We start from the raw sequence: 25,588 nt of genomic DNA, 5'->3' as shown, positions 1-25,588 counted from the left end.
TGCCCGATTGGGGACATCCAGTCACCAGTTAACGACCGCTTACTTCAAGAATTTCATACCTTGATCGAATGTCGCGAAATCGGCCGGAACCGTGACCCCACTGGTCCAGTCCCTGCCCGTAGGGGACCACGGACCCCGGACCTCGGGCGGTCAGCCGTTGCGGCGGGCGGGCGGCGGCGCGGGGCAGGAGGGGTCGAGTTCCTCGATGGCGCGCAGGGTGCCGCCGAGCGTCTTGACCAGGAGCTCACCCATGGCCGTACGGGACAGCACGGGACGGTCGATCCAGTCGAGGGTGGCGCCCTCGACGCTGCACACCCAGGCGACCAGGCCCATCCGGGCCAGCGGCCCGATGTCGCCGCGGCCGTACGCGCCGTCGGCGATGGTCGCCACGATCGCCTCACGCACCCCGTCCCGGATGGCGTGCACCTCGGCGTCGAAGCCGACACCGCCGCTGACGATCGTGCGGTAGGCGGCCTGGTGGTGCTCGGCGTAGCGCAGATAGCTGTCGATGGTGCGGTGGACCCGGTCGACCTGGGCCAGTTCGAGACCGCTCGCCGCGTAGGAGACCAGGTCGGCGACGGAGTCCTGGATGATCGCCAGGTAGTAGCCGCGCTTGGACTGGAAGTAGTAGTAGATCAGCCCCTTGGCCACGTGCGCCTGCCGGGCGATGTCGTCCATCGAGAGGGCGTCGTACGACGTGTCGGCGAACAGTCTCCGCCCGATGGCGATGAGTTCGGCGCGGCGCGCCACCGAACGCTCGGTGCCGCGTGCCCGGGGACGGGCGGCGGCATCGGGCTGTTGACTGATATTCAATATCGACCCTGGTCTCCAACGGGCGGCGGGACATCCGCAGTATGGCAGGTCGAATATGCCTCAGGTCACAGCAGTCCGAGCTGGGTGACGAGCATCGCGATCACCACGACGAGGGCCCAGCCCACGACGTGTTCGAGGATCTTCGGGCCGTCTTCCCGGGGGCCGCCGGTGCGGGCGCGGGCGGTGGTGGCTGACTGTGCGGTCATGGCTTCTCACTGCTCTCGGAGGTCTGCGACGAACTCCCCCACCGGCCCTTCTCCGCTCCCCGACCGGTATGTCCACCTTGCCACCGTGAGGCACGTGTGCGGCGGAGAGCTTGGTCACAGCCGTCGACGGCCCCCGGGGTCGCCGGGGGCCGTCGACGGCCGCCGGGGCCGCGTGCGGCCCGGGGCGCGGCCCGAGGTCAGCAGATGACGCCGACCGCTTCGAGGGCCTTGCGCTGACGCGAGGTCGGGTGCGCCGGGAAGTAGAGGTAGCAGACGCCACCGGTGCCCGAGGCGACGTTCCCACTGGCGTTGTACCGCTTGGTCCTGAGCCAGATGTTCTCCCACTCGGACCGCTTGTAGACGCGGCGCACCGCCTGGTCGTCCGGCGAGGCCGGGTCGTTGGCGATCACATCGCCGTCGGCGGTGAAGCCGATCACCGTCATGAGATGCCCGGAGGTGCCGTAGCCGGCCCCCGTCAGCTCGGTCTTCAGAAACGACTGGGACGTGATGGCCGGGATGCCCGCGGCGATCAGCGTCTCCAGGTCGGTGAGGGAGCCGAGCCGGGTGACCACGCCCTGGAGGTCCTTGAAGGTGGCCGCGTAGGCCGCGTTGAACGGCCAGTTGCCGCAGCCGCGGTACTGGTGGTCGTAGGTGTACCGCGCCGCGTGGCACACCTGCGGGTCGGCGTACGAGGGGTCGATCCAGGCCAGCTGCTCGGGGGTGAGCCGGCCGCCCCAGTACTCGACGATCATCTGCGAGGAGGTCGGGCTGCACCAGGCCTCGCCGCCGTTGTCGAACTCGGGGTACTGGCCCGCGTGGATCTCCTGCGAGTAGCGCGGGACGGCCAGTTCCCTGGCGAGGCCCGGCGTGGAGGCGGGGACCGTGAAGCGGTCGGGGATGTCGGAGCCCATGGCGCCGAGCCGCCAGACGGTGGGCGTGAGCTTGGTGCCGGGCTTGCGGTGGAGGGTCAGCCGCAGCCGGTACGAGACCAGGCGCAGACCCGACGCCGCGTCGTCGATGGAGAAGGTGTCGGTCCAGATGGTGCTCTTGCCGTCGGTCTGGTCGTCGACGGAGGTCCGCTTGATGTCCTGGTCGCCGGCGGCCCAGCGCCCCATCACGTACCAGGGAGTGGCCGTGCCGTCCGAGTACGTGCCCTGGAGCTCGATCTGGAGCCAGGTGCCGGCCGGGGTGTGGGCGTTCCAGGAGGCGATGACCTCGGTGGCGGGCACGGTGAGCCGGTGGACCGGGGAGGTCCAGGTCCCGTACTCCCAGGCGGCGGTGGTGCCGGTGTGCGGGTCCGTGTAGTCGGCGGTGCCCGCGGCGGTGCCGATCACGAGGCCCGGCCGGACGCCCGCGACGGCCCGGGTGCCGTGGGAGGCGCCGCGGCGCCAGTCGCTGTACGTGGTCCAGGCGTGGTTGTCGACCAAGCGGGCCGGAGCTCCTTCGGCGGCGCGGGAGGATGCGGTGTCGGCGGTCGCCGGTCCCGCGCCGCCCACCACGGCGGCGGCGACCGCGGCGGCCAGGACGGTTCTCCGGGACGGGTGTTCGGCTCTGCTCATGGGCGGAAGACTCCCAGGTGTCCGAGTCGGGTTGGATCACTGCACGGCAGTGCGCCCACTATGGCCGCAGGCGGCATGCTCCTGCCAGCACTTCGACCCATGCCGCGCCCACCAATATTGGTCTCGACCACTGGCATGACCTGCGACGAGCTGATACGGCGGGGGTACGCGGCACCACGCGGGACGGCGGCTAGACTCCTGCGGCGAACCCGCACCCGCACCCCCAGGAACGGCCATCCAGCACCTCGCCTCCCGGCTCCGCCGCCTCGCCCCGTCCTGCGGTCCGGTCCGTCTGATCGGGATCGACGGGCACGCCGGCTCCGGAAAGTCCACGTTCGCCGGGCAGTTGGCCGACGCCCTCGGCGGCGCACCGGTGCTGCACCTCGACGACATCGCCTGCCACGACGCGTTGTTCGCCTGGACCGGACGGCTGGCGACCCAGGTGATCGAGCCGCTCGGCCGGGGCGAGACGGCGCGCTACGCCCCCTACGACTGGCGGACCCGGCGCTTCGGTCCGCCGCGCGCGCTGCCGCCGGCCCCCGTGATCCTCGTCGAGGGCGTCGGCGCGGGCCGCCGCGCACTGCGCCCGTGGCTGGCGTGCCTGCTGTGGATGGAGTTGCCGCGGGAGGAGTCCTGGGCGCGTGGACGCTCGCGGGACGGCGAGGAGCAGCGGGACTTCTGGGACGGGTGGGTCGGGGCGGAACGCCGGCACTTCGCCGACGACCCCTCCCGTTCGTTCGCCGACCTCCTGGTGCGTCAGGGACGGAAGGGATACGAGGTGCTGGCGGGGCCTGCCGCAACCGTTGGACCGGACCAGAAAATCACGCACGGTGACGGACCACCCGCAGTGTGGTGAACCTGTGAAGACCGTCGTGTGCGAACTTCCGAGAGTGCTTCAACTCGGCTTGACCGAGGGCCCGTACAGGACTTACGTTCTGAATGTGCGGCATGCGAAGCCGCCTCAGAGACGCGAAGCCCCCGGTTGTTCCCCCGTGATCGGGGGCTTCGTTCTGTCCTCAGACCGTTTTCCGGGCTCGTTCCGGCTGCCGCGAGGCGCGATCCGCTCACCCTCGGTCACCACCGTCGGCGCGCGCCCGTCCGCTCCCACCTCGCCAAACGGCCGCTCCCGCACCCTTCGATGGGTGACGCCCCCGCAGGTACGATGCCCTCGGTGCGACCTGCGGACGACTGCTTCGCGCACCGGGCAACTCCGGTCCGCGGCACAGCGGTTCGACCAGGGCACCGACGGGCGACGGCCCGGCGGCATACCGACGGGGGCACGGTTTGTGGGGGACGTGACGTGATGGACTTCGGCACGCAGGGCCCAAAGGCCCCGGCCGACCTCGCCTGGCTGCGAGGCGTGGACGCCTACACGATGGGGGCCTACCCCCAGGCGGAGGAGGAGTTCCGCGCCGCGGTGCGGATCGATCCCGGGATGGCCGACGGCTGGCTCGGCCTGCACGCGCTGCGCATCGACACCACGACCGCGCTGCTGCGGATGTTCCGGCACCGCGAGCGCTTCGGCGAACAGCGCACCCGGCACCGGCGCACCCTCAACTCCTGGTACTGGCTCGGCTGGTGGGTGCAGCCGGTACTGGAGAGCCCGCGCGACCTGCTGCTCGCGCACGCCTCCCACTGGCTCGACGGCCGCCATGTCCCGGAGCTGGACCGGGCGCTCGCCGGGCTTCCGCCCGTCGACGCCGATCCCCAGGTCCGCTTCCTGCACGCCTGCCGCGCCTACCTGGTCAAGGACTGGGAGCAGCTCGTCCGGCACACCGACCCGCTGATCGACGACGCCATGCTGGGCATCGAGGCCGGCCTGTTCGGCGGCATGGCCCGGGTCCGCCTGGAGATGTACGGACAGGCCGAACCGCTGCTGTCCTCGGCCCTGATGCGCTGCCGCAGCGAGCAGCCGCAGCGCAAGGAGCTGCGGTACTGGCTGGCACGGGCCCACGAGGGCACGGGCCGGTCGGCGGCCGCGCTGCCCCTCTACCGGGCGGTGCACCGCGTCGACCCGGCCTTCATGGACACCTCGGCCCGGCTGGCCGCCATCTCCGAGGGCGACGGCTACGACGACCACACCGACCTCGCGGCGATCACCCTGACCGGCACCGGGCAGGACACCGTGGACGGCCCGGACGTCCTCGACCCGCTCTTCGGCGGCGAGGGCCGTGACCTGAAGTTCCCCGGCGCCGACCTGCCGCCGGCCGGCCCCCTGCCGTCGGCGACCGACCCGGCGGTGCGGGAGAAGTCCGCGGTCCCCTCTGCCTCGCTGCCGGCCGGCCCCACCGACCCCGGATTACTCGAGGAGGCGCTCGCCGAGCTCGAGCGCATGGTGGGCCTGGAGCCGGTGAAACGGCAGGTCAAGGCGCTATCGGCACAGCTGAACATGGCCCGGCTGCGGACCGGGCAGGGTCTGCCGGTGCAGCCGCCCAAGCGGCACTTCGTCTTCTCCGGCCCCTCCGGCACCGGCAAGACCACGGTGGCCCGCATCCTCGGCCGGGTCTTCTACGCCCTCGGTCTGCTCGGCGGCGACCATCTCGTGGAGGCCCAGCGGGCCGACCTGGTCGGCGAGTACCTCGGCCAGACGGCCGTGAAGGCCAACGAACTGATCGACTCGGCCCTCGGTGGCGTCCTCTTCGTCGACGAGGCCTACTCGCTGTCCAACTCGGGGTACGGCAAGGGCGACGCGTACGGCGACGAGGCCTTGCAGGTCCTGCTGAAGCGGGCGGAGGACAACCGGGACCACCTGGTGGTCATCCTGGCCGGCTACCCCGAGGGCATGGACCGTCTGCTCGCCGCGAACCCCGGGCTGTCGTCCCGCTTCACGACCCGCGTCGACTTCCCCTCGTACCGTCCCCTGGAACTGACCTCCATCGGCGAGGTGCTGGCCACCGAGAACGGTGACGTGTGGGACGAGGAGGCGCTCGACGAGCTGCGCTCCATCGCCGGGCACGTGGTCGACCAGGGGTGGATCGACGAGCTGGGCAACGGGCGGTTCCTGCGGACGCTGTACGAGAAGAGCTGCGCCTACCGCGATCTGCGACTGTCGATGTATCCGGGGAGCCTGTCGCGGGACGACCTGTCGACGCTGCGGCTGCCCGACCTGATGCAGGCGTACGGCGAGGTGCTGTCGGGGCGGGGGCCGCAGGATCCGTCGGCGATGTGACGGACCCCGCGGCCCCGGCTCCGGGTCAGCTCGCCAGGGCCCCCTCCGGTGAGGCGGGTCCCGCCTGCTCCAGCGCGGCCGGCACCGGCACGGCGCTCACCCGGGGCTCGGTCACCCTGACCTCCGGGAGCTCCCGGTGCGCCGGGTCCCGTACCTCGCCGACCAGCAGCTCCAGCACGTCCTCCAGCGCGACCAGGCCGAGCACCTTCCCCGCGCCGTCGGCGACCTGCGCCAGGTGCGTCGCCGCCCGGCGCATGACCGTCAACGCGTCGTCCAGCGGCAGTTCGCACCGCAGGGTCGTCATCGGCCGCCAGATGTGCTGCGGCACGGCCCGCTGGGACTCCTCCAGGTCGAGGACGTCCTTGACGTGCAGGTAGCCCATGAAGGCGCCGGTCTCGGCCGCGATCGGGAAGCGGGAGTAGCCGGTGCGGCCGGTGAGCTCCACGATCTGCCCCGGGGTGACCGACGGGCTGACCGTCACCAGGGAAGCGCGCGGCAGCAGCACGTCCATGACCGGGCGGGAGCCCAGTTCGAGGGCGTCCCCCAGCCGCTCCCGCTCCTCCGGGGCGAGCAGCCCGGCCTGGCCGGAGTCCTCCACCAGCCGGTTCAGCTGCTCACTGGTGAAGACGGCCTCGACCTCGTCCTTGAGATCGACGCGGAAGAGCCTGAGGATGCCCTGGGCGCAGGCGCCGAGGGCCACCGTGATCGGCCGGCACATCCGGGCGAAGGCGACCAGGCCGGGGCCGAGCCACAGCGCGGCCTTCTCCGGGTCCGCCATGGCCAGGTTCTTCGGGACCATCTCGCCGATCACGAGGTGGAAGAAGACCACGGCCGCGAGCGCGATGACGTAGCCCAGAGGGTGGATCACCCCCTGCGGCAGATGGACCGCTTCGAACAGCGGTTCCAGCAGGTGGGCGACCGTCGGTTCGGCGACCGCGCCCAGGGTCAGCGAGCAGACGGTGATGCCGAACTGGGTGGCGGCCATCATCTGCGGCAGCCGCTCCAGGCCGTAGAGCACCTGGCGGGCCCGGGCGGTGCCCAACGGCTCGATCTGGCTGCGGCGGACGGACACGAGCGCGAACTCGGCGCCGACGAAGAAACCGTTGGCGAGCACGAGCAGCGCGGCGAAGAACAGTTGCAGCACGCTCATCGGACGGCCTCCCGCACGACCGCGGTCCTGACCAGCCGGACCCGCTCCGCGCGATAGTGGCCGACCCGGCGCACGGACAGCCGCCAGCCCGGCAGCTCCGTCCGGTCGCCGGGGGCCGGGATACGGCCCAGGAGGTCGGCCACGAGCCCGGCGACGGTCTCGTACGGGCCGTCGGGCGCGTCGAGACCTATGCGCCGCAGGACGTCGACCCGGCAGCTGCCGTCGACGTCCCAGGCGGGCTTGCCGTCCTCGGGCGGGGCGGCGGCCAGTTCGGGCACGTCCTGGCGGTCGTGCTCGTCGCGGACCTCGCCGACGAGTTCCTCGACGATGTCCTCCAGGGTGACCACGCCTGCCGTGCCGCCGTACTCGTCGACGACGACCGCGATGGGCTGCTCGCTGCGCAGCCTCGCGAGCAGCGGCTGCACCGGCAGCGTCTCGGGGACGAGCAACGCGTGGCGGGCGATTCGGCCGACCGGGGTACGCAGCCGGTCGTGCGCGGTGATCGCCAGCGCGTCCTTGAGGTGGACCATGCCGACGATCTCGTCGATCTTCTCCCGGTAGACCGGGAAACGGGACAGGCCGGTGGCCCGGGTGAGGTTGACCACGTCCTCGGCGGTCGCCGACGACTGGAGCGCGCTCACCCTGACGCGGGGCGTCATGACGTGCTGCGCGGTGAGCTCGGCCAGCGACAGCGTCCGCACGAACAGGTCGGCCGTGTCCTGCTCCAGGGCGCCGGCCCTGGCCGAGTGCCGGGCGAGCGAGACGAGCTCACCGGGGGTGCGGGCGGAGGCCAGCTCCTCGGCGGGCTCGATGCCGAGGGCTCGCACGAGCCGGTTGGCGACGGCGTTGAGAGCGGAGATCACCGGCCTGAACAGGCGGGCGAAGAGATGCTGCGGGCCCGCGACGAAGCGGGCGACCTGCAGGGGCTTGGAGATCGCCCAGTTCTTCGGCACGAGTTCGCCGATCACCATCTGCACGGCCGCCGCCAGCAGCATGCCGGCGACCACGGCGACACCGGAGGCCGCGCCCTCGGGCACGCCCACCGCGGTGAACGGGCCGTGCAGCAGCCGGGCGAGCGCCGGTTCGGCGAGCATGCCCACGACGAGCGAGGTGATGGTGATGCCGAGCTGGGTGCCGGAGAGCTGGAAGGAGAGCTCCTTGAGCGACTCGACGACCGTGCGGGCCCGTCGGTCGCCCTCGGCGGCCGCCTTCTCGGCCTCCGGGCGCTCGACCGTCACCAGGCCGAACTCCGCCGCCACGAAGAATCCGTTGGCGAGAATGAGCAGGAACGCCGCTCCGAGGAGCAGCAGGGGGATGGTCATGATGCCGCCGCCTCCGCAATGCCGCGGACGTGGTCCGCGCTATGTCGGGAGGGGGCGGCGCAGGTACTACAGGACGATCCGTCCATCGCCGGAGAGGGTCACTCCTCGGGTTGCAGGAACCCCTGTGCGCCGGGGTGGCACCACAGGGGCGGAGGCGCAGCGAAAAACGCCTCCGCCACCAGATTAATCAAGACACCGGCATGTGCGGCAGGGTGGACGTCCCCGAGTCAGTCCTGATGTCGCTCGGGATCGTGGCTGGAACGGGCCTCGACGAGCGCCCGCAGGGCGCGCGCGTCGGCGATGGCACGCTGCTTCGCGATGCCCGGCTGGATGCCGAGCGCGGGCAGGCTGGTGCCGTCGCTGAGGTCGAGGAACACCCAGGGATCTCCGGCGCGCAGGTTCACCCGGAGGATCTCCGCCCAGGCCAGGCGCCGCTTGCCGGCGATGTTCACGACGGTGACGCCGGACTCGTCGGCGACGACCTTCACCCGGGCGAGCTGGGCCAGCACCCAGAAGATGAGGGCTCCGGTGACGATGAAGGTGATCCGGTCCCCCGGGCCGAGCTGCTCCAGGAGCAGCGGGACCGCGGTGAGGACCACGAAGATCGCGACACCGGCGCCGAGCAGCACCGCGCGGGTGCGGCCCGGCCGGAAGGTGACGGGAAGGCTGGTGGGCTGGTCGGACATCGCTGTGCGGTTCCCCGGGCTCAGAGGCGGCAGGCGTGGATGGCCGTGGTCAGGATGGCCCGGGCGCCGATGTCGTAGAGGTCGTCCATGATCCGCTGGGCTTCCTTGGCGGGGACCATCGCGCGGACGGCGACCCAGCCCTCGTTGTGCAGCGGGGAGACGGTCGGGGACTCCAGGCCCGGAGTCAGCGCGACGGCCTTCTCCAGCTGCTCGACCCGGCAGTCGTAGTCCATCATCACGTAGGTGCGGGCCACCAGGACGCCCTGGAGGCGGCGCAGGAACTGCTCGACCTTGGGCTCCTCGACATCCGCGCCGGAACGGCGGATGACGACGGCCTCGGACTTCATGATGGGGTCCCCGAAGACCTCCAGGCCCGCGTTGCGCAGCGAGGTACCGGTCTCGACCACGTCCGCGATGACCTCGGCGACGCCGAGTTCGATCGCGGTCTCGACGGCGCCGTCGAGGTGGACCACGGAGGCCTCGATGCCCTGGTCGTCGAGGTAGGCCGCGACGATGCCCTCGTAGGAGGTGGCGACCGTCCTGCCCTTCAGGTCCGCCACGCTGTTCACGGTGCCGGGCTTGGTGGCGAAGCGGAAGGTGGAGCGGGCGAAGCCGAGCGGCAGGATCACCTCGGCCTTGGCCGCGGAGTCGACCAGCAGGTCGCGGCCGGTGATGCCGATGTCGAGGCGGCCGGAGGAGACGTAGATCGCGATGTCGCGCGGGCGGAGGTAGAAGAACTCGACCTCGTTGACCGGGTCGACGACCCGCAGTTCCTTGGACTCGCGGCGCTGCTGGTAGCCGGCCTCATGCAGCATGTCCGCCGCAGGTCCGGACAGGGAACCCTTGTTCGGGACGGCGATGCGCAGCATGAGGACGGCTTCCTTTGCTTGTTTCGAACGGGGTGGAGCGGGGCGGAACGGGGTGAGGGCGCGCGTACGGCTCAGAGATGGGCGTAGACGTCGTCCAGCGAGATCCCGCGGGCGACCATCATCACCTGGACGTGGTACAGCAGCTGCGAGATCTCCTCGGCCGCCGCCTCCTTGCCCTCGTACTCGGCGGCCATCCAGACCTCGGCGGCCTCCTCGACGACCTTCTTGCCGATGGCATGAACCCCCTTGCCGACCAGTTCCGCGGTACGGGAAGTGGCGGGATCGCCGTTGGCTGCCTTGTGCTGGAGCTCGGTGAAGAGCTCCTCGAAAGTCTTCTTGGACATGGTGGTCCTCACCCTACGCGGTCCGCGCGGTGCCTCAGTGCCAGGGTTCGGATACCGAGCGCAGGGTGGCCGCGGTCGCCACCGCCGCGGTCACCGCCTCGTGTCCCTTGTCCTCGCTGGACCCCTCGATGCCCGCCCGGTCCAGTGCCTGCTCCTCGGTGTCGCAGGTCAGCACGCCGAAGCCGACGGGGACGCCGGTCTCGACGGAGACCTGGGTGAGGCCCTGGGTGACGCCCTGGCACACGTACTCGAAGTGGGGTGTGCCTCCGCGGATGACGACACCCAGCGCCACGACGGCGTCGTAGCCGCGGCCCGCGAGGACCTTGGCGGCCACCGGGAGCTCCCAGCTGCCGGGGACCCTGAGCAGGGTCGGCTCGTCGATGCCCAGGTCGTGCAGGGCGCGCAGCGCGCCGTCCACCAGACCGTCCATCACCTTCTCGTGCCACTGTGCCGCGATGACGGCGACCCGCAGGTCACCCACATTGCGTACGGACAGTTCCGGTGCGCCCTTGCCGCTCACGTCTCTCCTCAGTGCTCTGTTCTTGCTGGTCTTGCTGGTCTTGCTGGTTTTACTGGTTGCCGCAGGTGGACGCGGTGGGCGCGTCCAGCCAGGGCAGGTCGTGACCCATCCGGTCCCGCTTGGTGCGCAGGTAGCGGAGATTGTGCTCACCCGCCTGTACGGGCATCGGCTCGCGGCCGGTGACCCTGAGGCCGTGGCGCACCATCGCGTCGGTCTTGTCGGGGTTGTTGGTCATCAGCCGCACGCTGCGCACGCCGAGGTCCTCGAGGATCTGCGCGCCGGCGCCGTAGTCGCGGGCGTCGGCGGGCAGGCCGAGTTCGAGGTTGGCGTCGAGGGTGTCGTGGCCGCGCTCCTGGAGCTCGTACGCGCGCAGCTTGGACAGCAGGCCGATGCCGCGGCCCTCGTGTCCGCGCAGGTAGACCACCACGCCCCGGCCCTCGCTCTGGATGCGTTCCAGGGAGGCGTCCAGCTGGGGGCCGCAGTCGCAGCGCTGGGAGCCGAAGACGTCGCCGGTGAGGCACTCGGAGTGGACGCGGACCAGGACGTCCTCGCCGTCGCCGATCTCGCCGTGGACCAGGGCGACGTGCTCGACGCCGTCGACGGTCGAGCGGTAGCCGTACGCCGTGAACGCGCCGTGGACGGTGGGCAGGCGGACCTGGGCCTCGCGCCGGACGGTGGGCTCGGCGGAGCGGCGGTAGGCGATCAGGTCCTCGATGGAGATGATCGTCAGTCCGTGCTTGCGGGCGAACGGGATCAGCTCGGGCAGGCGCAGCATACGGCCGTCCTCGCCGGCGATCTCGACGATCGCGCCGGCCGGGCGCAGGCCCGCGAGACGGGCGAGGTCGACGGCGGCCTCGGTGTGGCCGTTGCGGACCAGGACGCCTCCGGACCTGGCGCGCAGCGGGAAGACGTGGCCGGGGCGGACCAGGTCGGTCGGCTCCGCCGTGCCGCTCGCGAGGACGCGCAGCGTGGCGGCGCGGTCGGAGGCCGAGATGCCGGTGCTCACGCCGTGGGCGGCGGAGGCGTCCACGGAGACGGTGAACGCCGTCTTCATGGACTCGGTGTTGTCCTCGACCATCTGCGGGAGCTGGAGCCGGTCCAGTTCGGCGCCCTCCATGGGGGCGCAGATCAGGCCGCGGCACTCGCTCATCATGAAGGCGATGATCTCGGGGGTGGCCTTCTCGGCGGCGATGACGAGGTCGCCCTCGTTCTCGCGGTCCTCGTCGTCGACGACCACGATCGGCCGGCCGGCCGCGATGTCCGCGATGGCCTGCTCGATCGGGTCGAGCGCGAGGTCCTCGACGCCGTCGGTGCTGTACAGGATCGGTGCCGCGCTCATGCCGGCGCTCCTTCCAGAGCGGGCTGGGGCCCCTTGCGGGACCGCAGCCACCAGTCGCGCGCGCCCCACAGGACGAGCGCGCCGTAGATGACGTAGACGAAGCCGGAGAAGGCGAAGCCGTTGGCGAAGTTCAGGGGGACGCCGACGACGTCGACCAGCAGCCAGGCGAACCAGAACTCGACCATGCCGCGGGCCTGTGCGTACATGGCGACGACGGTGCCGACGAAGATGTACGCGTCCGGCCACGGGTCCCAGGACAGGGACGGGTAGGCCTTGAAGAGCACGGCCACCGCGACCGTGCCGACGGCGGCGGCCGCGACCAGCGCCCCGCGCTCGCGCCAGGTGGCGAAGCGGACGGCGATGTGGCCGTCCTCGCCCTGGCCCCGGCCGCGGTTCCACTGCCACCAGCCGTATCCGGCGACGACCATCACGACGACCTGCTTGCCGGCGCTGCCGGAGAGGTGGGCGTCGGCGAAGGCCGCGAAGAGGATGAGGCCGGAGACGAACTGGGCGGGCCAGCTCCAGATGGAGCGCCGCCAGCCGAAGGCGAGAGCGATCAGGCCGATCACGTTGCCGATCATGTCCGACCACTTGATGTGCTGGTCGAACAGGACGAAGGCCTCGGAATTCAGCCAGGTCACTTCCCGGCCCCCTGACCGGCCGCGAGCAGGCGCTCGACGTACTTGGCGACGATGTCCACCTCGAGGTTGACCGGGTCGCCGGGCTGCTTCAGGCCGAGCGTGGTCACGGCGAGCGTGGTGGGGATGAGGCTGACGGTGAAGTGGTCGGAGCCGGCCTCGACGACGGTGAGGCTGATGCCGTCGACCGTGATGGAGCCCTTCTCGACGACGTAGCGGGCGAGGTCCGCGGGGAGCGAGACCTTCACGATCTCCCAGTGCTCGGACGGCCTGCGCTCCAGTACCCGGCCGGTGCCGTCGACGTGTCCCTGCACGATGTGGCCGCCCAGACGGGCGCCGACGGCGGTGGGACGTTCGAGGTTGACGCGGGAGCCGGCGCTCAGGGCACCGAGGCTGGAGCGGTCGAGCGTCTCGGCCATGACGTCGGCGGTGAACTCGTCACCCTCGTGCTCGACGACGGTGAGGCAGACGCCGTTCACGGCGATGGAGTCGCCGTGCTTCGCGCCCTCGGTCACGACGGGGCCGCGCAGCCGGAAGCGTGAGGCGTCGCCGAGGTTCTCGACGGCGGTGATCTCGCCCAGCTCTTCGACGATTCCGGTGAACACTTCCCGGGTCCTCCTGCCACATAGGGGCACGGACTCCGGGGCCTGTCGATGACGACAGAGAGTACGGACTACGACACCGGGGGCGACGCCGGACAGACTCGTCCACTCGGACGAGAAAATACGGCGACGCGCACGAATGCCCGCCCGCCGCGCACTGCCTCCCATCCGGACTTTAACCGTCGGTCCAGGAATTTCACCTGGTCAACCGGCCGCTGGAAGCGACCGGGTCGCGGACTATAACCGCCGGTTCGGACTTTCACCGACCCCGGAGTGCGCTGCTTTAGGTACAGGGCCAGTGTGCCACGCCCGGTCGGCGTCCATGCGGGCGAACCGTGTGGGCTCGCTCACAGGGCGCGCCGCCGGTCTTTCCGGACGAGTCGTCAGGAATCCAACTGCGGCTGACCTGGGGCGCCTTGAGATGGTCCGTACCTATTGACGGAGTGGTCTAGTCCTCTTTAGGGTCTGCCCACGCCCGGCGGCGGTGACGACGGCCCTTGCCCGCCGTCGGGCTCTCCATCCGCTCTCCATCCGCTCTCGTCCGCCGGTCCCCCTCGCCCCTGTCACCGCGCTCTCCCGCTTCCGCTCCTCCCACCCGCCTCACTCCCTCGCGTTCTGGCAGGGTGAACGCATGACGACCGCGACCGCCGAGGAGTTCGAGCGGCACCGTGCCCGGCTGTTCGGTCTGGCGTACCGCATGCTCGGCTCCGCCGACGAGGCCGAGGACACCGTCCAGGACGCCTCTCTGCGCTTCGGCCGCGCCGACCGGGCCCGCATCGAACACACCGGTCCCTGGCTCGCCAAGGTCGTCGTCGGCGTCTGCCTGAGCCGGCTCACGACCGCCCGGTTCCGGCGCGAGCAGTACGTCGGGGCCTGGCTGCCGGAGCCCGTGCTCACCTCCGACGGCACGCTCGGCCCGCTGGAGTCGGCCGAGCAGCGCGACGCGGTGTCCATGACCCTGCTGGTGCTGCTGGAGCGGCTCACGCCGAGCGAACGGGCCGTGTACGTCCTGCGGGAGGCGTTCGGCCACGGCCACCGGGAGATCGCCGGGCTGCTGGACCTGACGGAGGCCGACTGCCGTCAGCTGCACCGGCGGGCGGTGCAGCGCGTGGCGGCGCCGCGGGGGCGGCTCGAGCCCGACCCCGAGCGGCAGGCGGAGCTGGTCACCTCGTTCGTCACGGCGGCCCGGAGCGGCGACCCGTCCTGCCTGGAGAAGCTGCTCGCCGCCGACGTGATCTGGTGGGGCGACGCCGGCGGCAGGATCCCGGGCGCCCGGCGGCCGGTGGAGGGGCGCGAGAAGGTCGTCCGGTTCCTGGTCGGCGGGGCCCGAAGGGCCACGGAGGGCCTCGACTTCACGGTGGCCGAGATCAACGGCGCGAACGGGCTGGCCGCCTGGGCGGGCGACCGCCTGGTCGGCGTGGTCACGTTCGAGCTGCGCTATGAGCTGATCACGCGACTGCGGGCCGTGATGAACCCGGACAAGCTGGACTTCGTACGGCGCCAGCTCGGACAGCCGTAGCCGGAACCACGGTCATGGCCGGAGCCGCGGTCATAGCCGGAGCCGCGGTCATAGCCGGAGCCGCGGTCGTAGCCGAGCCGTAGCGACAACAGGCTTCGTCCGCCTGCCCCTACGCCCCGAACAACTCCCGCTGGGCCGACTCCCGCGCCGTCAACAGCGCCCCTCGCAGCACCGCCGCGCCCCCCAGTACGCCGGGGCGTACCTCCGTGGGCAGCGGTGACATCCGGCCGACCCGTTGCTCGACCCGTGCGGCGAGCACCTCGCCGCCGGCCTGTCCGACCTCGCCGCCGAGGACCACACAGCCGGGGTCCAGTACGGCGACGACCGAGGCGACACCGACGGCGACGCGGTCGGCGAGGGCGTCCAGGAAGCGGTCGGCGGCCGGGCCGCGCGCCGCCACGGCCTCGCGCACGATGCCCGCGGCCGGCGGTTCGTGATCCGCCGGCGGGGCCTGGAAGCCGTACTCCCGGGCCAGTTCGGTGATCGCCGCGGACCCCGCCAGGGAGTGGAAGCCGCCCTCGCACCCGGTGGCCGACGGCAGGCCGTCCGTGCCCGGCACCGGCAGGAAGCCGATCTCCCCGGTGCCGCCGGAGGCGCCGCGGCGCAGAACTCCGTCCAGTACCACGGCCGCGCCGGCGCCGTGGCCGAGCCAGAGCAGGACGAAGGTGTCACGGTCGTGGGCCGCGCCGTCGCGCTGCTCGGCCAGGGCGGCGAGGTTGGTCTCGTTCTCGACGAGGACACGGGCGTCCGGGAGCCGTTCCTGGAGCACGGCCACCAGACGGCGGTGCCATTCGGGCAGGCCGGTGGAGTCACGCAGTTCGCCGGTGGCCGGGGTGATGAGGCCGGGCGCGCCGATGCCGACGGTGTGCAGCCGGTCGGCGCCCGCCTCCTTCGCCGCCCGCTCGACCAGCGCGACCGCCCGCTCCAGCGCCGGTCCGGTGCCCGTGTCTCCGCCGATCGGCACCGACGCCTCGGCGAGGACCTCGCCGAGCAGATCGGACACGACCACGGCGACGCCCTCCGTGCGGACGTCGAGGGCCGCGAGCTGGGCGAGACCGGCGACGATTCCGTACAACCGCGCGTTGGGGCCCCGTCGTTGCTCCCCGGACTCCCCCACCACCGCGATCAGACCGGATGCCGTGAGGCGTTCGACGAGGTCGGCCACGGTCGGCCGGGACAGGCCGGTGAGCTGCTTCAACTGCCCTGCCGTCAAAGGACCTTCCTGCAACAGCCGCAGGGCGAGCCGGTCGTTGATGGCCCGGGCGGTGCTCGGGGATGCGGGCATGCCGGGAATCCTCCCAGATCGGCGGGACCGGCACGGCGGGTGACCTGCGCCCCCTCGCACCGTGTGCCCTCATATCCCCTATCTATCAGGCAGGGTTCCTGATAGTTTACGGCAGCGCTGCGGGGAAAAACACGTCCGGGAGGGGCCCCGAGAATGAGTGAACTGGCCTACGAGGCGTCGGAGGTACGGCGCGCCCGGTACGCCGTGGCGGCCGTGTTCGCCGTGCACGGCGCCGTCACCGGGTCGTTCGCGACCCGGGTGCCGTGGATCCAGGACCACGCCTCGCTCAGCACCGGCCAGCTCGGGCTGGCCCTGGCCTTCACGGCGTTCGGCGCCTCCTGTTCCATGCCGCTGGCCGGCCGGATCAGTCACACCTTCGGCAGCCGTAACGCCCTGCGCGGGCTGATCGCGCTGTGGACGGCGTCCCTGGTCCTGCCCGCGCTGGCGCCGAACCTGTACACGTTGTGCCTGGCGATGTTCGTCTACGGGGCGAGCGCGGGCATGGCGGACGTCGCGATGAACGCGCTGGGCGTCGAGGTCGAGCGGCTGCTCGACAAGTCGATCATGTCCGGGCTGCACGGCATGTGGAGCGCGGGGGCCCTGCTCGGCTCGGCGGGCGGCACGCTCGCCGCGCACCTCGGATCGGACGCGCGCCTGCACTTCGCGCTGGCGGCCGTGACCCTCACCCTGCTCGGCGTGCTCGCCTGCCGCTGGGTGCTCGACCTCCAGCCGGCCGAGGACGAGGAGCCGCCGCCCCGGTTCGCGCTGCCGCCGCGGTCGGCGCTGCTGATCGGCGCGGTCGGTTTCTGCGCGGTGTTCGCGGAGGGTGCCAGCCTGGACTGGTCGGCGGTCTACCTGCGTGACCGGCTGGAGGCGTCGGCCGGTCTCGCGGCGGCCACGACGACCGGGTTCATGCTGACCATGGCGGTGGCCCGGATCGCCGGTGACGCGGTGGTGGACCGATTCGGCGCGGTCCGCACGGTCCGGCTGGGCGGTGTCCTCGCCGCGGTCGGCGGGCTGCTCGTCGTGGTCGCCGGTCACCCGGCCGTGGCGATGGGCGGCTTCGCCCTGATGGGCCTCGGCATCGCCGTGGTCGTACCGCTGTGCTTCGCGGCGGCGGGCCACAGCGGCCCGAACCCCAGCCAGGCCATCGCGGGCGTCGCGACGATCACGTACACCTCGGGGCTGATCGCGCCGAGCCTGATCGGCGGGGTGGCCCAGGCGACCAGTCTGATGGTGTCGTTCTGCGTGGTGAGCGCGCTGTCCGGCGGGCTCGCGGTGTTCGCGGGCGTGCTGCGCACCGGTGAGCGCGACCGGCCGAAGGTCAGTCCGCCGGCCGCAGCAGTTCCCGACCCGCGGCCCTGAACGCCTCGCTCCACGGCGCCGGTCGCAGTGTCCCCGCGTCGAGCCGGACCAGCACCCGGGCGCCCCGCGCGTACGTCACCGCCGCGTCGGCCGAGCAGAACCGGAAGCCGTACGTCAGCCCGGTGGTGCCGAGCCGTTCCAGCCAGAGGTGGACGGCGTACGCGCCGGGGCGGGTGACCGGGGCCTCGTAGGTGATCCGGAGTTCCTTGACCGCGTTGCACGCGTCGCCGGCCGCCGCCCAGTCGCCGTCGAAGCGGATCCCGCGCTCCTGCCACAGTTCGGTCCAGGCCCGCTCGACCAGCAGGGGGTAGCGGGCGTTGTGCAGCAGTCCGAGGGCGTCGAGATCGTCGAAGTGGACGGTGACGGGGATCAGCCGGCCGGAGGACGACAGGACGGGGGCCATCGGGGCTTCGGCGGTCACGGGTGGTGCTCCTGACACTGATGAGACGCGCGCGTCCGCGGACACCGTGGAGACCGGACCCCGTGGCGACGCACGCGTCCCTTGACACTGATGAGACGCTCACCGCCATCCTAAGCGGACGCTCAGGCGACCCCGCCGGTCGGCCCGGTCCGGCCCGGCTCCGGGAAGGCCCTGACCAGCCCTGTCCCCGACAATGGTGCCGACACCCGCACGCACGACGAAAGCGAAACCGCACCATGGATCTCGGCGTCCGCTGGAAACTGCACGGCGACGGACGCACCCCGGCCCCGGGAGCGGTGGTCCGGCCCGACGAGCGGCTCTCCTGGCCGCGCACGGTCGGGCTCGGCGCCCAGCACGTGGTGGCGATGTTCGGAGCGTCGTTCGTGGCCCCGGTCCTGATGGGCCTGGACCCGAACCTCGCCATCATGATGTCGGGCGTCGCCACCGTGATCTTCCTGCTCGCGACCCGCGGCCGGGTGCCCAGCTACCTGGGCTGTTCGCTGTCCTTCGTCGGGGTCGCCGCGGTGATCCGCGCCCAGGGCGGGACGAGCGCCACGGTGACCGGCGCGGTCTTCGTCGTCGGTGCCGCCCTGTTCCTGGTCGGTCTCGCCGTGCAGCGCTTCGGCGCGCGGATCATCCACGCCGCGATGCCGCCGATCGTGACGGGCGCGGTCGTGATGCTGATCGGCTTCAACCTCGCCCCGGTCACCGCCTCCACCTACTGGCCGCAGGACCAGTGGACCGCCGTGCTGGTCATGCTGTTCACCGGGATGGCGGTCGTCTGTCTGCGTGGTTTCTGGTCCCGGATCGCGATCTTCCTGGGCCTGGTCTTCGGGTACGGCATCTCCTGGGTCTTCGACCTGGTCTTCGGGAAAATCCACTCGGTGGACGCGAGCGGCAGGCTCACCGACCACCGGCGCCTGGACCTCTCCGCCGTGGGCGAGGCCGACTGGGTCGGACTGCCGTCCTTCCACGTGCCGTCGTTCCAGTGGTCGGCGATCCTGGTCGCGCTGCCGGTCGTCATCGCGCTGGTCGCGGAGAACGCCGGGCACGTCAAGGCGGTCGGCGAGATGACCGGCGACCCGCTCGACGACAAGCTCGGCACGGCGATCTCGGCGGACGGCGTCGGCTCCATGCTGTCGACCGCGGTGGGCGGCCCGCCCAACACCACGTACTCCGAGAACATCGGCGTGATGGCCGCGACCCGGGTCTACTCGACCGCCGCCTACTGGGCCGCCGCCTGCTTCGCGCTGCTGTTCGGTCTGTGCCCGAAGTTCGGCGCGGTCGTGGCGGGCATCCCGGGCGGCGTGCTCGGCGGCATCACCGTCATCCTCTACGGCATGATCGGCCTGCTCGGTGCCCAGATCTGGCTGAACGCCAGGGTCGACCTGCGCAATCCGCTCAACCTGGTGCCCGCCGCGGCGGGCATCATCATCGGCGTCGGCAACGTCACCATGAAGTTCGGCGACAACTTCTCGCTGAGCGGTATCGCCCTGGGCACCCTGGTGGTGATCACCGGTTACCACGCGCTGCGCGCGTTCGCCCCGGCCCACCTCAAGACGCAGGACGCGCTGCTGGACGAGGGCACGTCGTCCTACGACGAGGGCGACGGCGGTCAGCGCGCCAGGTCGTAGGCGTACGACGCGGTGAACATCCCCGGCTCTCCCTTGCAGCCGTCCGACTCCCCCGGCAGCTTCACCCACAGGTAGGCGTCGACACGTGCCTCGCCGGTGTCCAGCGTGGGGGCCCGGCCGATCTTCCGTCCGGCCGGGTCGCACCACTGCCCGTCGGGCGGGGCGCCGTTGCCGTTGCGGCTGGTGTCGATGACCGCGCCGAGGTCCGCCGGACCGCCGAGGGCGTCCAGGACCTCCCGGTCGTAGGCGATCTCGTCGGCCGTGCGGTGGAAGTTGGAGACGTTGCTGAAGACGCCGTCGGAGGAGGCGGCGGACGCGGCGCCCGCCTCCTTCAGCAGGGCCGCCTGCTTCGCCGCCGGGTTCCAGGCGGAGTGCCCCGCGTCGTAGTACACGCGGGCCCGTGGGTTCGCCGTCTTCAGGACCCGGCCCGCGCGGGCCAGCGCGGCGAAGCGGTCCGCGCGGTCGGTGGCGGAGAGGCAGTCGGCCTGCGCGACGGAGTCCGGCTCCAGGATCACCATGACCTCGCGGGTGCCCAGCCCGCCGGCGAAGTCGTCGATCCAGCGGTCGTACGTGTCGAGGTCGGCCGCCCCGCCCTCGGAGGCCCCGCCGCAGTCACGGCCCGGGATCGCGTACACGACGACGGCCGGCACCCGGCCCTGCGCGGCGGCGGAGGCCGTGACCGCCCGGACCCGGGACGCGGTGGCCGTGGAGTCGGCGTCGGTGAACCACACCGCCGCCGGCTGTTCGGCGATACGGGTCTCGATGACGGCCGCGCGGGGATCCGCGGGGTGGTCGCGCACCCACTCGGTCACCTGGGAGTCGGGGTGGTGGTACAGCCGGGGTGACACGGCGGCGGTCTCCCGGCTCCGCTCGGACCTGCGCGGCGCGGAGGTGCCGCCGGCCTTCTCCTTCGGGGACGGCGAGGCGGACGTCGTCGCGCTCGCCGAGGGCGGGACCGAGGGCACGACGGGCAGTGCCGCGAGGCGCGGCGAACCGCTCACGTCGGGCCGGGCCTCGTCGGCCCCCCGGCCGTCGTCCAGCGCGGACAGCATCCCGGTCACGGTGCCGACGGCGACCACCAGGGCGGCGGCCGCGACCATCGCGCCACGCCCGACGGCCCGCCTGCGCCGGGCCCTGCGTACGGCCAGGCGCCGGGCACGTAAACCTGCCACTGTGCTGTTCCCCCTCCCGTGTGACGAGACCGTTCCCCCGTTCCGGGGAAGCGTCGGCCCGCCGACACCCGGGAAAGCCTAGGACTGGGACCCTGCCCCCATGGCGCAATTGGAACAGTTCACCACTCCCGTGGACGCGGTGGTCGCCCGCCTGCGCGCCCTGGACAGGGCCCTGCCGGCGCGGGACGGGATCGCGGTCTTCAACCGCGTCTACCTCGCGGTGACCGAGGCGGTCGACCGGCGCATCGACACCGGGGAGTTCACCGACGCGCGAGCCGCGATCACGCTGGATGTGCGGTTCGCGGAGCGCTATCTGGCGGCGGTCGACGCGGTGGCCGACGAGCGGCGCCCACCGGCCTGCTGGCGCCCGCTGTTCCAGTTCCGCCGTCATCCCGGAGTACGACCGCTTCAGTTCGCGCTCGCGGGCATCAACGCGCACATCGGCCACGATCTCGCGCTCGCCGTCGTGGACGCCTGTCGTACGCTCGACTGCGAACCCGCCGAGCTGGAGGACGAGTTCGACCGCGTGGGCGATCTCCTCATCTCGCTGGAGGAGCGCATCCGCGAGGATCTGATGCCGGGTCCCGACCTCTTCCAGATCGCCGACCCGCTCACGCACCTGCTCGGCGCCTGGAGCCTGGAGCGCGCCCGGGAGGCCACCTGGTCGGCGGCGCGGGCGCTGTGGGCGCTGCGCCGACTGCCGGACGTGGCCGAGGAGTTCGCCGGACGCCTGGACGCGGCGGTCGGCTTCGCGGGCCGCATGCTGCTGACACCGCTGCCGGACTGACGCGCCACGCCGGTGGCCGGTTCGCGCCGTCGTCCCCGGGCACCGCCGGACCGGCGTTGTACGTTCGACAGAACCGCACCTGGTGTCGAAGGAGCAGTGGGCATGGCGACAAGGCTCGGACTCGGCCTCCCTCAGAGCAGGCGCTACGACCTCGGCCGGGACGTCCCCGACGTGGCGCGCGCCGCCGAGGCCGTCGGTTACGACAGCCTCTGGGTGTACGAGCGGCTCCTCGTCCCCGACCCGGCCACGCAGGGGCTGTACGGCATCGAGGGCCTCCCCTGGCCGGACGAGTACCGCGGGGTCGCCGAGCCGCTGGTCACGCTGACGCTCGCCGCGGCGGCCACCGAACGGGTCCGGCTGGGCAGCAGCGTGCTGGTCGCACCGCTGCACGTACCCGTCCAGCTCGCCAAGGCCCTGGCCACGCTGGACGCGGCGAGCGGCGGCCGGGTGATCGCGGGCTTCGGCACGGGCTGGTCGCACGACGAGTACGCGGCCGCGTCGGTGCGCCCGTTCGCGGAGCGCGGCGCGGCCCTGGACGAGCTGATCGGCGTGTGCCGCGCGGTCTGGGGCCCGGACCCGGTGTCGTACGACGGGCGGGTCACGAAGATCGCCCCGGCGGTCGTCGGCCCGAAGCCCGCCCGGCCGATCCCCCTCCTGCTGGCCGCGGGCGCCGGGCGGGCCCAGCGCCGTCTGGTCGATCACGCCGACGGCTGGCTGCCGGTCGGCATGGGCGCCGAGGCGCTCGCCGCCCAGTGGCGCGCGCTGCGGGAACTGGCCGCCGAGCGCGGGCGCGCGGCACCCATCCAGACGGTGCTGCGCACCAACGCCCGCTACCTGGCCAAGGGGCACACCGGGCCCCGCCGGGGCCCCTTCGAGGGCAGTGTCGACCAGATCGTCGCGGACCTGGCCGCGCACGCCGAGGTCGGGCTCGACGAGATCCTCGTCGACCTCCAGAGCGGCACGCGGGACGCGCGGGAACTCGAGGACGTCGCCGCGGAGGTGTACGAGAAGGCGCGCGCGGCCGGCATCTGAGCCCGGCGGCGCGCGCCGTGGGAGGTCAGTCCTCCGGGAGTTCCACCGGGGCGATCTCGTCGTAGACGTCGCCCGGGCCCGGGTTGGTCGCGTCGGTCGCTCCGTCGAAGTGGTGCATGACGCCCCAGACCGCGTTCAGCGCGGTCTGGATCGCGCCCTCGGCCCAGCCGGCCGTCCAGGAGATGTCGTCGCCGGCGAGGAAGATGCCCCGCTTGTCCACGGGCAGCCGGTCCTGCATGAAGTGCGTGAACAGGCGCCGCTGGTAGCGGTAGTGGCCGGGCAGGTTGGCCTTGAACGCGCCCATGAAGTAGGGCTCGTTCTCCCAGGAGACCGTCACCGGGTTGCCGATGATGTGCTTCCTGATGTCGACCTTGGGATAGATCTCGCCGAGCGACTTCAGCATGACCTCCATCCGCTCGTTCGCGGACAGCGGCAGCCACTTCAGGCTGTCGTCGCACCAGGTGTACGACAGGCAGATGACGGCGGGCTTGTCCGGGCCGTCGTCCAGCAGGTAGGTGCCACGCGTCATCCGGTCGGTGAGCGTCATCGACATGACGTCACGGCCGGTCGGGTTCCCCTCGTCGTCGACGGCCGGGTCCAGCCAGAAGGGCCGGTCGACCGGCACGAACAGCTTCGAGGACTCCATGTAGTGGGTGCGCTCGATCGCGGTCCAGTGGTCGATCGGGAAGAGCGAGTCGTCGCAGTCGATCTTCGACAGCAGCATCCAGGACTGGGCGGTGAAGATCGCCGCCTGGTAGGTGCGGATGTCGCCGTTCGCGTCCGTCACGGTGATCTGGTTTCCGGCGGTGCGGTGCAGCCGGGTCACCGCCGGGCGCGGTTCGCCGCCCGCGTGCAGGGACTTCAGCGAGGTCCCGTACGGCCAGTGGACGATCTTCTCCGGCTCACGCTCCCACAGGCGCAGCGGCAGCTGCTGGGAGCCGCCGACGATGCCGCGGTGGTGGTCGTCGGCCTCGGTGTAGACGACCCGCAGGATCTCCAGGATGGAGTTGGGGAAGTCGGTGTCCCAGCCGCCGGTCCCGAAGCCGACCTGGCCGAAGATCTCGCGGTGCCGGAACGACTTGAAGGACTCGGAGTCGCACAGAAACCCGTAGAACGTCTGGTTGTCGAGCTTCTCGACGAGCCGGGACCAGATCTCGCGGATGCGCGGCACGTCCCGCTCGCGCATGGCCCGGTTCATGTCGGAGAAGTCGGCGCCGTCCTCCAGACAGGCGTTCCAGGCGTTCATCACGTCGCGGTAGACCTGCGGCAGGTCGTCGACGCTGGTCGCGTAGTGCGACTCGCCCTTGAGGTCGACGACGGTCGAGGGGGTCGTCTCGGCGAGGGGGTTGGGGAAGGGCCGGGTCTCCAGTCCCACCAGGTCGATGTAGTGCTGGAGCGCGGTGGACGACGGCGGGAAGCGCATCGCGCCCATCTCGGCGGTGAGCGCGGGGTCGCAGCCGTCGAAGCCGACGGTCCGCAGCCGGCCGCCGATCTGGTCCGCCTCGTAGACGACGGGCCTGAGGCCCATCTTCATCAGCTCGTACGCGGCCACGATGCCGGACAGGCCGCCGCCGATGACCGCGACCTCGGTGCCGTGCCCGGTCGCGGGTATCTGGCCGAGGCCCGCGGGGTGGGCGAGGAAGTCGTCGTACGCGTACGGGAAGTCCGGGCCGAACATGGTGATCGGCGGCTGGTGCTCGTCTGCGTGCTCGACGGCGTTGGGCACGGTGGACGTCATGGGGTACGGACTCCTTGCGCGAAGACCCGGGGAGGCGGGGGGAGAGCGGCGGGGCGGGGCGGGCTTCAGACGAGGGACCCGTAGAGGCCGGGGCGGCGGTCCTTCAGATACGGGTTCGCCGCGCGGGCGGCGGCGAGGAAGTCGGGGTCGACATCGGCGAGGAGGAGCTCGTCGGCGCGGCCGGCGCGGGTACGGGCGACTCCGTCGGGACCCGCGAGGGTGGAGAGTCCGACGAACTCGAACTCCCCTTCCTGGCCCACCCGGTTGACGTAGGCGACGTACATCTGGTTCTCGAAGGCGCGCACCGGTACGACGGACTCGGCGACGAACTGGAAGGGGTGCATCTGCGCCGTCGGCACCACCAGGAAGTCCGTGCCGGCCAGGGCGTGGGCGCGGACGTTCTCCGGGAACTCGACGTCGTAGCAGATCATGATGCCGACGCGCAGTCCGTCCAGGTCGGCCTGGACGACCGGCGTCCCGCCCGGCGTGAAGTGGTCGCGCTCGAAGCAGCCGAAGAGGTGGGTCTTGCGGTAGTTGGCGAGGCGGGCGCCGTCGGCGGAGATCAGCTGGGCGGAGTTGAAGACGGCGTCGCCGTCGCGCTCGGGGTATCCGTAGGCGATCGCGAGGCCGTGCCGGGTGGCGATCTCGGCGATCGCGTCCGCGGAGTCGCCGTCGGCGGGCTCGGCCAGGCCGGCGATGTCGTCGCCGATCGCGTACCCGGTGAGGAACATCTCCGGCGCGGCCAGCAGCGCGGCTCCAGCGGCGGCGGCCCGGCCCGAGGCCTCGTCGAGGACCTTGAGGTTCTCGACGACGGAGCCGGGGCGGCCGGAGCTCTGGAGCAGGGCGGTGCGCATGCGTGTTCCTCACCGGTACGAGGGGTTCGGGGGGCCAGGTAGACGGTACGGGCGGCCGAGCGGGCCGGACAAGAAGGAGCCGTTGCGCGCGGGTGAGCGGTTCGTTGCGTGGTGCGCGGGGCGGGCGGCGATTCGTTGCGTGGGCGCGTTCGCGCCTGCGCTCGGGCCGGGCTCGCCCTGGTCAGAGCTCGCGCAGCCGCGCCACGATCTCGCGCAGCAGCTCGGGGTCGGTGGCCGGGCCCGCCACGACCTGCCGTGCCGCGTCCACCCGCACCACCCCGGCCGCGGCCAGGTCGCCGAGCAGGACGCGGACGACGGTCAGCGGCAGGTCGGCGTCCGCGGCGAGCTCCACGACCGGTCGCGGCCCGCGGCGCACCAGGTCGAGCAGAGAGGTCCGGGCATGGTCCAGGGCCGGGCCGCCGTCCGCCAGGTCCAGGGCGGTGACCTGGGACATCAGATCGATGACGGGTCCGGCGCAGGGCCGGGTCCGGCCGTGTGTCACGGCGTACGGGCGGACCATCGGCCCGCTCTCGTCCTCGTACCAGTGGTCGTCGGCCACCGGAG

General features: G+C 72.0%; 25 protein-coding genes and 1 riboswitch. Of the genes, 7 read left to right on the top strand and 18 right to left on the bottom strand.

Annotated elements, in window-relative coordinates; genetic code table 11:
* Positions 1 to 150: 150 nt before the first annotated feature.
* The 3 genes from ACWCQK_RS20530 to ACWCQK_RS20520 form a co-directional block, all read right to left on the bottom strand.
* A complete protein-coding gene (locus ACWCQK_RS20530) occupies positions 151 to 813 on the bottom strand; it encodes a TetR/AcrR family transcriptional regulator (RefSeq protein WP_451156762.1) in 663 nt (220 codons plus the stop codon).
* Between the two features lie 65 nt (positions 814 to 878).
* On the bottom strand, positions 879 to 1,019 hold the full coding sequence (locus ACWCQK_RS20525; RefSeq protein WP_451156760.1) for an SCO1431 family membrane protein: 141 nt from the start codon (positions 1,017 to 1,019) through the stop codon (positions 879 to 881).
* Positions 1,020 to 1,216: 197 nt separating this feature from the next.
* Positions 1,217 to 2,578 carry a peptidase C39 family protein gene (locus tag ACWCQK_RS20520; protein ID WP_451156758.1) on the bottom strand — a complete coding sequence of 454 codons (1,362 nt, stop codon included), beginning with the start codon at positions 2,576 to 2,578 and terminating at the stop codon, positions 1,217 to 1,219.
* Between the two features lie 235 nt (positions 2,579 to 2,813).
* On the opposite strand from ACWCQK_RS20520, the gene ACWCQK_RS20515 reads away from it, so the two are divergent.
* Together ACWCQK_RS20515 and ACWCQK_RS20510 are read left to right on the top strand one after the other, a co-directional pair.
* Positions 2,814 to 3,434, top strand: coding sequence for a uridine kinase family protein (locus ACWCQK_RS20515; protein WP_451156878.1), 621 nt, complete (start codon positions 2,814 to 2,816; stop codon positions 3,432 to 3,434).
* A 447-nt stretch (positions 3,435 to 3,881) separates the two neighbouring features.
* Positions 3,882 to 5,747: an AAA family ATPase gene (locus ACWCQK_RS20510; protein WP_451156756.1), complete on the top strand. Its 1,866-nt coding sequence runs from the start codon at positions 3,882 to 3,884 to the stop codon at positions 5,745 to 5,747.
* Between the two features lie 25 nt (positions 5,748 to 5,772).
* Here the strand turns inward: ACWCQK_RS20510 and ACWCQK_RS20505 are convergent, their stop codons facing one another.
* The 9 genes from ACWCQK_RS20505 to ACWCQK_RS20465 form a co-directional block, all read right to left on the bottom strand.
* The gene (locus ACWCQK_RS20505; protein ID WP_451156754.1) at positions 5,773 to 6,897 is read right to left on the bottom strand and encodes a hemolysin family protein; all 1,125 of its coding nucleotides are present in this window, start codon (positions 6,895 to 6,897) and stop codon (positions 5,773 to 5,775) included.
* Entirely contained in the window at positions 6,894 to 8,219 is a 1,326-nt protein-coding gene (locus ACWCQK_RS20500) for a hemolysin family protein (protein ID WP_451156752.1), read from the bottom strand. Before ACWCQK_RS20500 ends, ACWCQK_RS20505 begins: the two co-directional genes overlap by 4 nt.
* A gap of 227 nt (positions 8,220 to 8,446) precedes the next feature.
* Positions 8,447 to 8,905, bottom strand: coding sequence for a PH domain-containing protein (locus tag ACWCQK_RS20495; protein WP_451156750.1), 459 nt, complete (start codon positions 8,903 to 8,905; stop codon positions 8,447 to 8,449).
* A 20-nt stretch (positions 8,906 to 8,925) separates the two neighbouring features.
* A complete protein-coding gene (hisG, locus tag ACWCQK_RS20490; protein ID WP_451156748.1) occupies positions 8,926 to 9,774 on the bottom strand; it encodes an ATP phosphoribosyltransferase in 849 nt (282 codons plus the stop codon).
* A 71-nt stretch (positions 9,775 to 9,845) separates the two neighbouring features.
* Entirely contained in the window at positions 9,846 to 10,118 is a 273-nt protein-coding gene (locus ACWCQK_RS20485; RefSeq protein ID WP_031486114.1) for a phosphoribosyl-ATP diphosphatase, read from the bottom strand.
* A 34-nt stretch (positions 10,119 to 10,152) separates the two neighbouring features.
* Entirely contained in the window at positions 10,153 to 10,638 is a 486-nt protein-coding gene (gene ribH, locus ACWCQK_RS20480; RefSeq protein ID WP_162469340.1) for a 6,7-dimethyl-8-ribityllumazine synthase, read from the bottom strand.
* Positions 10,639 to 10,687: 49 nt separating this feature from the next.
* Positions 10,688 to 11,977 carry a bifunctional 3,4-dihydroxy-2-butanone-4-phosphate synthase/GTP cyclohydrolase II gene (locus tag ACWCQK_RS20475; RefSeq protein WP_451156746.1) on the bottom strand — a complete coding sequence of 430 codons (1,290 nt, stop codon included), beginning with the start codon at positions 11,975 to 11,977 and terminating at the stop codon, positions 10,688 to 10,690.
* Positions 11,974 to 12,618 (bottom strand): nicotinamide riboside transporter PnuC, encoded by a 645-nt coding sequence (gene pnuC / locus ACWCQK_RS20470; RefSeq protein ID WP_451156744.1) that lies wholly within the window; start codon positions 12,616 to 12,618, stop codon positions 11,974 to 11,976. Before pnuC ends, ACWCQK_RS20475 begins: the two co-directional genes overlap by 4 nt.
* A complete protein-coding gene (locus ACWCQK_RS20465; RefSeq protein WP_451156742.1) occupies positions 12,615 to 13,220 on the bottom strand; it encodes a riboflavin synthase in 606 nt (201 codons plus the stop codon). Before ACWCQK_RS20465 ends, pnuC begins: the two co-directional genes overlap by 4 nt.
* 147 nt (positions 13,221 to 13,367) lie before the next feature.
* Positions 13,368 to 13,498: riboswitch (FMN riboswitch) on the bottom strand.
* Between the two features lie 350 nt (positions 13,499 to 13,848).
* On the opposite strand from ACWCQK_RS20465, the gene sigJ reads away from it, so the two are divergent.
* The gene (sigJ, locus tag ACWCQK_RS20460) at positions 13,849 to 14,736 is read left to right on the top strand and encodes an RNA polymerase sigma factor SigJ (RefSeq protein ID WP_451156740.1); all 888 of its coding nucleotides are present in this window, start codon (positions 13,849 to 13,851) and stop codon (positions 14,734 to 14,736) included.
* 109 nt (positions 14,737 to 14,845) lie between these two features.
* Here the strand turns inward: sigJ and ACWCQK_RS20455 are convergent, their stop codons facing one another.
* A complete protein-coding gene (locus ACWCQK_RS20455; RefSeq protein ID WP_451156738.1) occupies positions 14,846 to 16,021 on the bottom strand; it encodes an ROK family transcriptional regulator in 1,176 nt (391 codons plus the stop codon).
* A 153-nt stretch (positions 16,022 to 16,174) separates the two neighbouring features.
* Between ACWCQK_RS20455 and ACWCQK_RS20450 the strand changes: the two genes are divergently transcribed.
* A complete protein-coding gene (locus ACWCQK_RS20450; protein WP_451156736.1) occupies positions 16,175 to 17,386 on the top strand; it encodes an MFS transporter in 1,212 nt (403 codons plus the stop codon).
* Here the strand turns inward: ACWCQK_RS20450 and ACWCQK_RS20445 are convergent.
* The gene (locus ACWCQK_RS20445) at positions 17,346 to 17,807 is read right to left on the bottom strand and encodes an acyl-CoA thioesterase (RefSeq protein WP_451156735.1); all 462 of its coding nucleotides are present in this window, start codon (positions 17,805 to 17,807) and stop codon (positions 17,346 to 17,348) included. The genes ACWCQK_RS20450 and ACWCQK_RS20445 overlap by 41 nt on opposite strands.
* A 236-nt stretch (positions 17,808 to 18,043) precedes the next feature.
* Between ACWCQK_RS20445 and ACWCQK_RS20440 the strand changes: the two genes are divergently transcribed.
* Entirely contained in the window at positions 18,044 to 19,441 is a 1,398-nt protein-coding gene (locus tag ACWCQK_RS20440) for a uracil-xanthine permease family protein (protein WP_451156733.1), read from the top strand.
* Here ACWCQK_RS20440 and ACWCQK_RS20435 read toward each other — a convergent pair.
* Positions 19,423 to 20,541, bottom strand: coding sequence for a glycoside hydrolase family 6 protein (locus tag ACWCQK_RS20435; protein WP_451156876.1), 1,119 nt, complete (start codon positions 20,539 to 20,541; stop codon positions 19,423 to 19,425). The two genes, ACWCQK_RS20440 and ACWCQK_RS20435, sit on opposite strands and share 19 nt — an antisense overlap.
* A gap of 172 nt (positions 20,542 to 20,713) precedes the next feature.
* On the opposite strand from ACWCQK_RS20435, the gene ACWCQK_RS20430 reads away from it, so the two are divergent.
* Positions 20,714 to 21,400, top strand: coding sequence for a DUF5995 family protein (locus ACWCQK_RS20430; RefSeq protein ID WP_451156731.1), 687 nt, complete (start codon positions 20,714 to 20,716; stop codon positions 21,398 to 21,400).
* A gap of 102 nt (positions 21,401 to 21,502) precedes the next feature.
* On the top strand, positions 21,503 to 22,432 hold the full coding sequence (locus ACWCQK_RS20425; protein WP_451156729.1) for an LLM class F420-dependent oxidoreductase: 930 nt from the start codon (positions 21,503 to 21,505) through the stop codon (positions 22,430 to 22,432).
* 25 nt (positions 22,433 to 22,457) lie between these two features.
* Here ACWCQK_RS20425 and ACWCQK_RS20420 read toward each other — a convergent pair whose 3' ends face one another.
* The 3 genes from ACWCQK_RS20420 to ACWCQK_RS20410 all read right to left on the bottom strand — a co-directional run bounded on the left by ACWCQK_RS20420 (position 22,458) and on the right by ACWCQK_RS20410 (position 25,583).
* Positions 22,458 to 24,170 (bottom strand): flavin monoamine oxidase family protein, encoded by a 1,713-nt coding sequence (locus tag ACWCQK_RS20420; RefSeq protein WP_451156727.1) that lies wholly within the window; start codon positions 24,168 to 24,170, stop codon positions 22,458 to 22,460.
* A 65-nt stretch (positions 24,171 to 24,235) separates the two neighbouring features.
* Positions 24,236 to 25,024, bottom strand: coding sequence for a carbon-nitrogen hydrolase family protein (locus ACWCQK_RS20415; RefSeq protein WP_451156725.1), 789 nt, complete (start codon positions 25,022 to 25,024; stop codon positions 24,236 to 24,238).
* A gap of 181 nt (positions 25,025 to 25,205) precedes the next feature.
* Positions 25,206 to 25,583 carry a DUF742 domain-containing protein gene (locus tag ACWCQK_RS20410; protein ID WP_451156723.1) on the bottom strand — a complete coding sequence of 126 codons (378 nt, stop codon included), beginning with the start codon at positions 25,581 to 25,583 and terminating at the stop codon, positions 25,206 to 25,208.
* Positions 25,584 to 25,588 lie beyond the last annotated feature (5 nt).

The sequence above is a fragment of the Streptomyces sp. NPDC002306 genome (assembly GCF_053593435.1).
The sequence above is the reverse complement of the archived record's forward strand: the minus strand, read 5'-3'. Positions and strand labels throughout refer to the sequence as shown.

Excerpts from the sequence above, each read along its gene's own strand:
- ACWCQK_RS20420 (WP_451156727.1), bottom strand. The coding sequence starts at position 24,170 with ATGACGTCCACCGTGCCCAACGCCGTCGAGCACGCAGACGAGCACCAG.
- ACWCQK_RS20450 (WP_451156736.1), top strand. The coding sequence starts at position 16,175 with ATGAGTGAACTGGCCTACGAGGCGTCGGAGGTACGGCGCGCCCGGTAC.
- ACWCQK_RS20435 (WP_451156876.1), bottom strand. The coding sequence starts at position 20,541 with ATGGTCGCGGCCGCCGCCCTGGTGGTCGCCGTCGGCACCGTGACCGGG.
- ACWCQK_RS20455 (WP_451156738.1), bottom strand. The coding sequence starts at position 16,021 with ATGCCCGCATCCCCGAGCACCGCCCGGGCCATCAACGACCGGCTCGCC.
- ACWCQK_RS20510 (WP_451156756.1), top strand. The coding sequence starts at position 3,882 with ATGGACTTCGGCACGCAGGGCCCAAAGGCCCCGGCCGACCTCGCCTGG.
- ACWCQK_RS20415 (WP_451156725.1), bottom strand. The coding sequence starts at position 25,024 with ATGCGCACCGCCCTGCTCCAGAGCTCCGGCCGCCCCGGCTCCGTCGTC.
- ACWCQK_RS20520 (WP_451156758.1), bottom strand. The coding sequence starts at position 2,578 with ATGAGCAGAGCCGAACACCCGTCCCGGAGAACCGTCCTGGCCGCCGCG.
- sigJ (WP_451156740.1), top strand. The coding sequence starts at position 13,849 with ATGACGACCGCGACCGCCGAGGAGTTCGAGCGGCACCGTGCCCGGCTG.
- ACWCQK_RS20495 (WP_451156750.1), bottom strand. The coding sequence starts at position 8,905 with ATGTCCGACCAGCCCACCAGCCTTCCCGTCACCTTCCGGCCGGGCCGC.
- ACWCQK_RS20440 (WP_451156733.1), top strand. The coding sequence starts at position 18,044 with ATGGATCTCGGCGTCCGCTGGAAACTGCACGGCGACGGACGCACCCCG.
- ACWCQK_RS20525 (WP_451156760.1), bottom strand. The coding sequence starts at position 1,019 with ATGACCGCACAGTCAGCCACCACCGCCCGCGCCCGCACCGGCGGCCCC.
- ACWCQK_RS20430 (WP_451156731.1), top strand. The coding sequence starts at position 20,714 with ATGGCGCAATTGGAACAGTTCACCACTCCCGTGGACGCGGTGGTCGCC.
- hisG (WP_451156748.1), bottom strand. The coding sequence starts at position 9,774 with ATGCTGCGCATCGCCGTCCCGAACAAGGGTTCCCTGTCCGGACCTGCG.
- ACWCQK_RS20500 (WP_451156752.1), bottom strand. The coding sequence starts at position 8,219 with ATGACCATCCCCCTGCTGCTCCTCGGAGCGGCGTTCCTGCTCATTCTC.
- ACWCQK_RS20485 (WP_031486114.1), bottom strand. The coding sequence starts at position 10,118 with ATGTCCAAGAAGACTTTCGAGGAGCTCTTCACCGAGCTCCAGCACAAG.
- ACWCQK_RS20425 (WP_451156729.1), top strand. The coding sequence starts at position 21,503 with ATGGCGACAAGGCTCGGACTCGGCCTCCCTCAGAGCAGGCGCTACGAC.
- ACWCQK_RS20505 (WP_451156754.1), bottom strand. The coding sequence starts at position 6,897 with ATGAGCGTGCTGCAACTGTTCTTCGCCGCGCTGCTCGTGCTCGCCAAC.
- ACWCQK_RS20475 (WP_451156746.1), bottom strand. The coding sequence starts at position 11,977 with ATGAGCGCGGCACCGATCCTGTACAGCACCGACGGCGTCGAGGACCTC.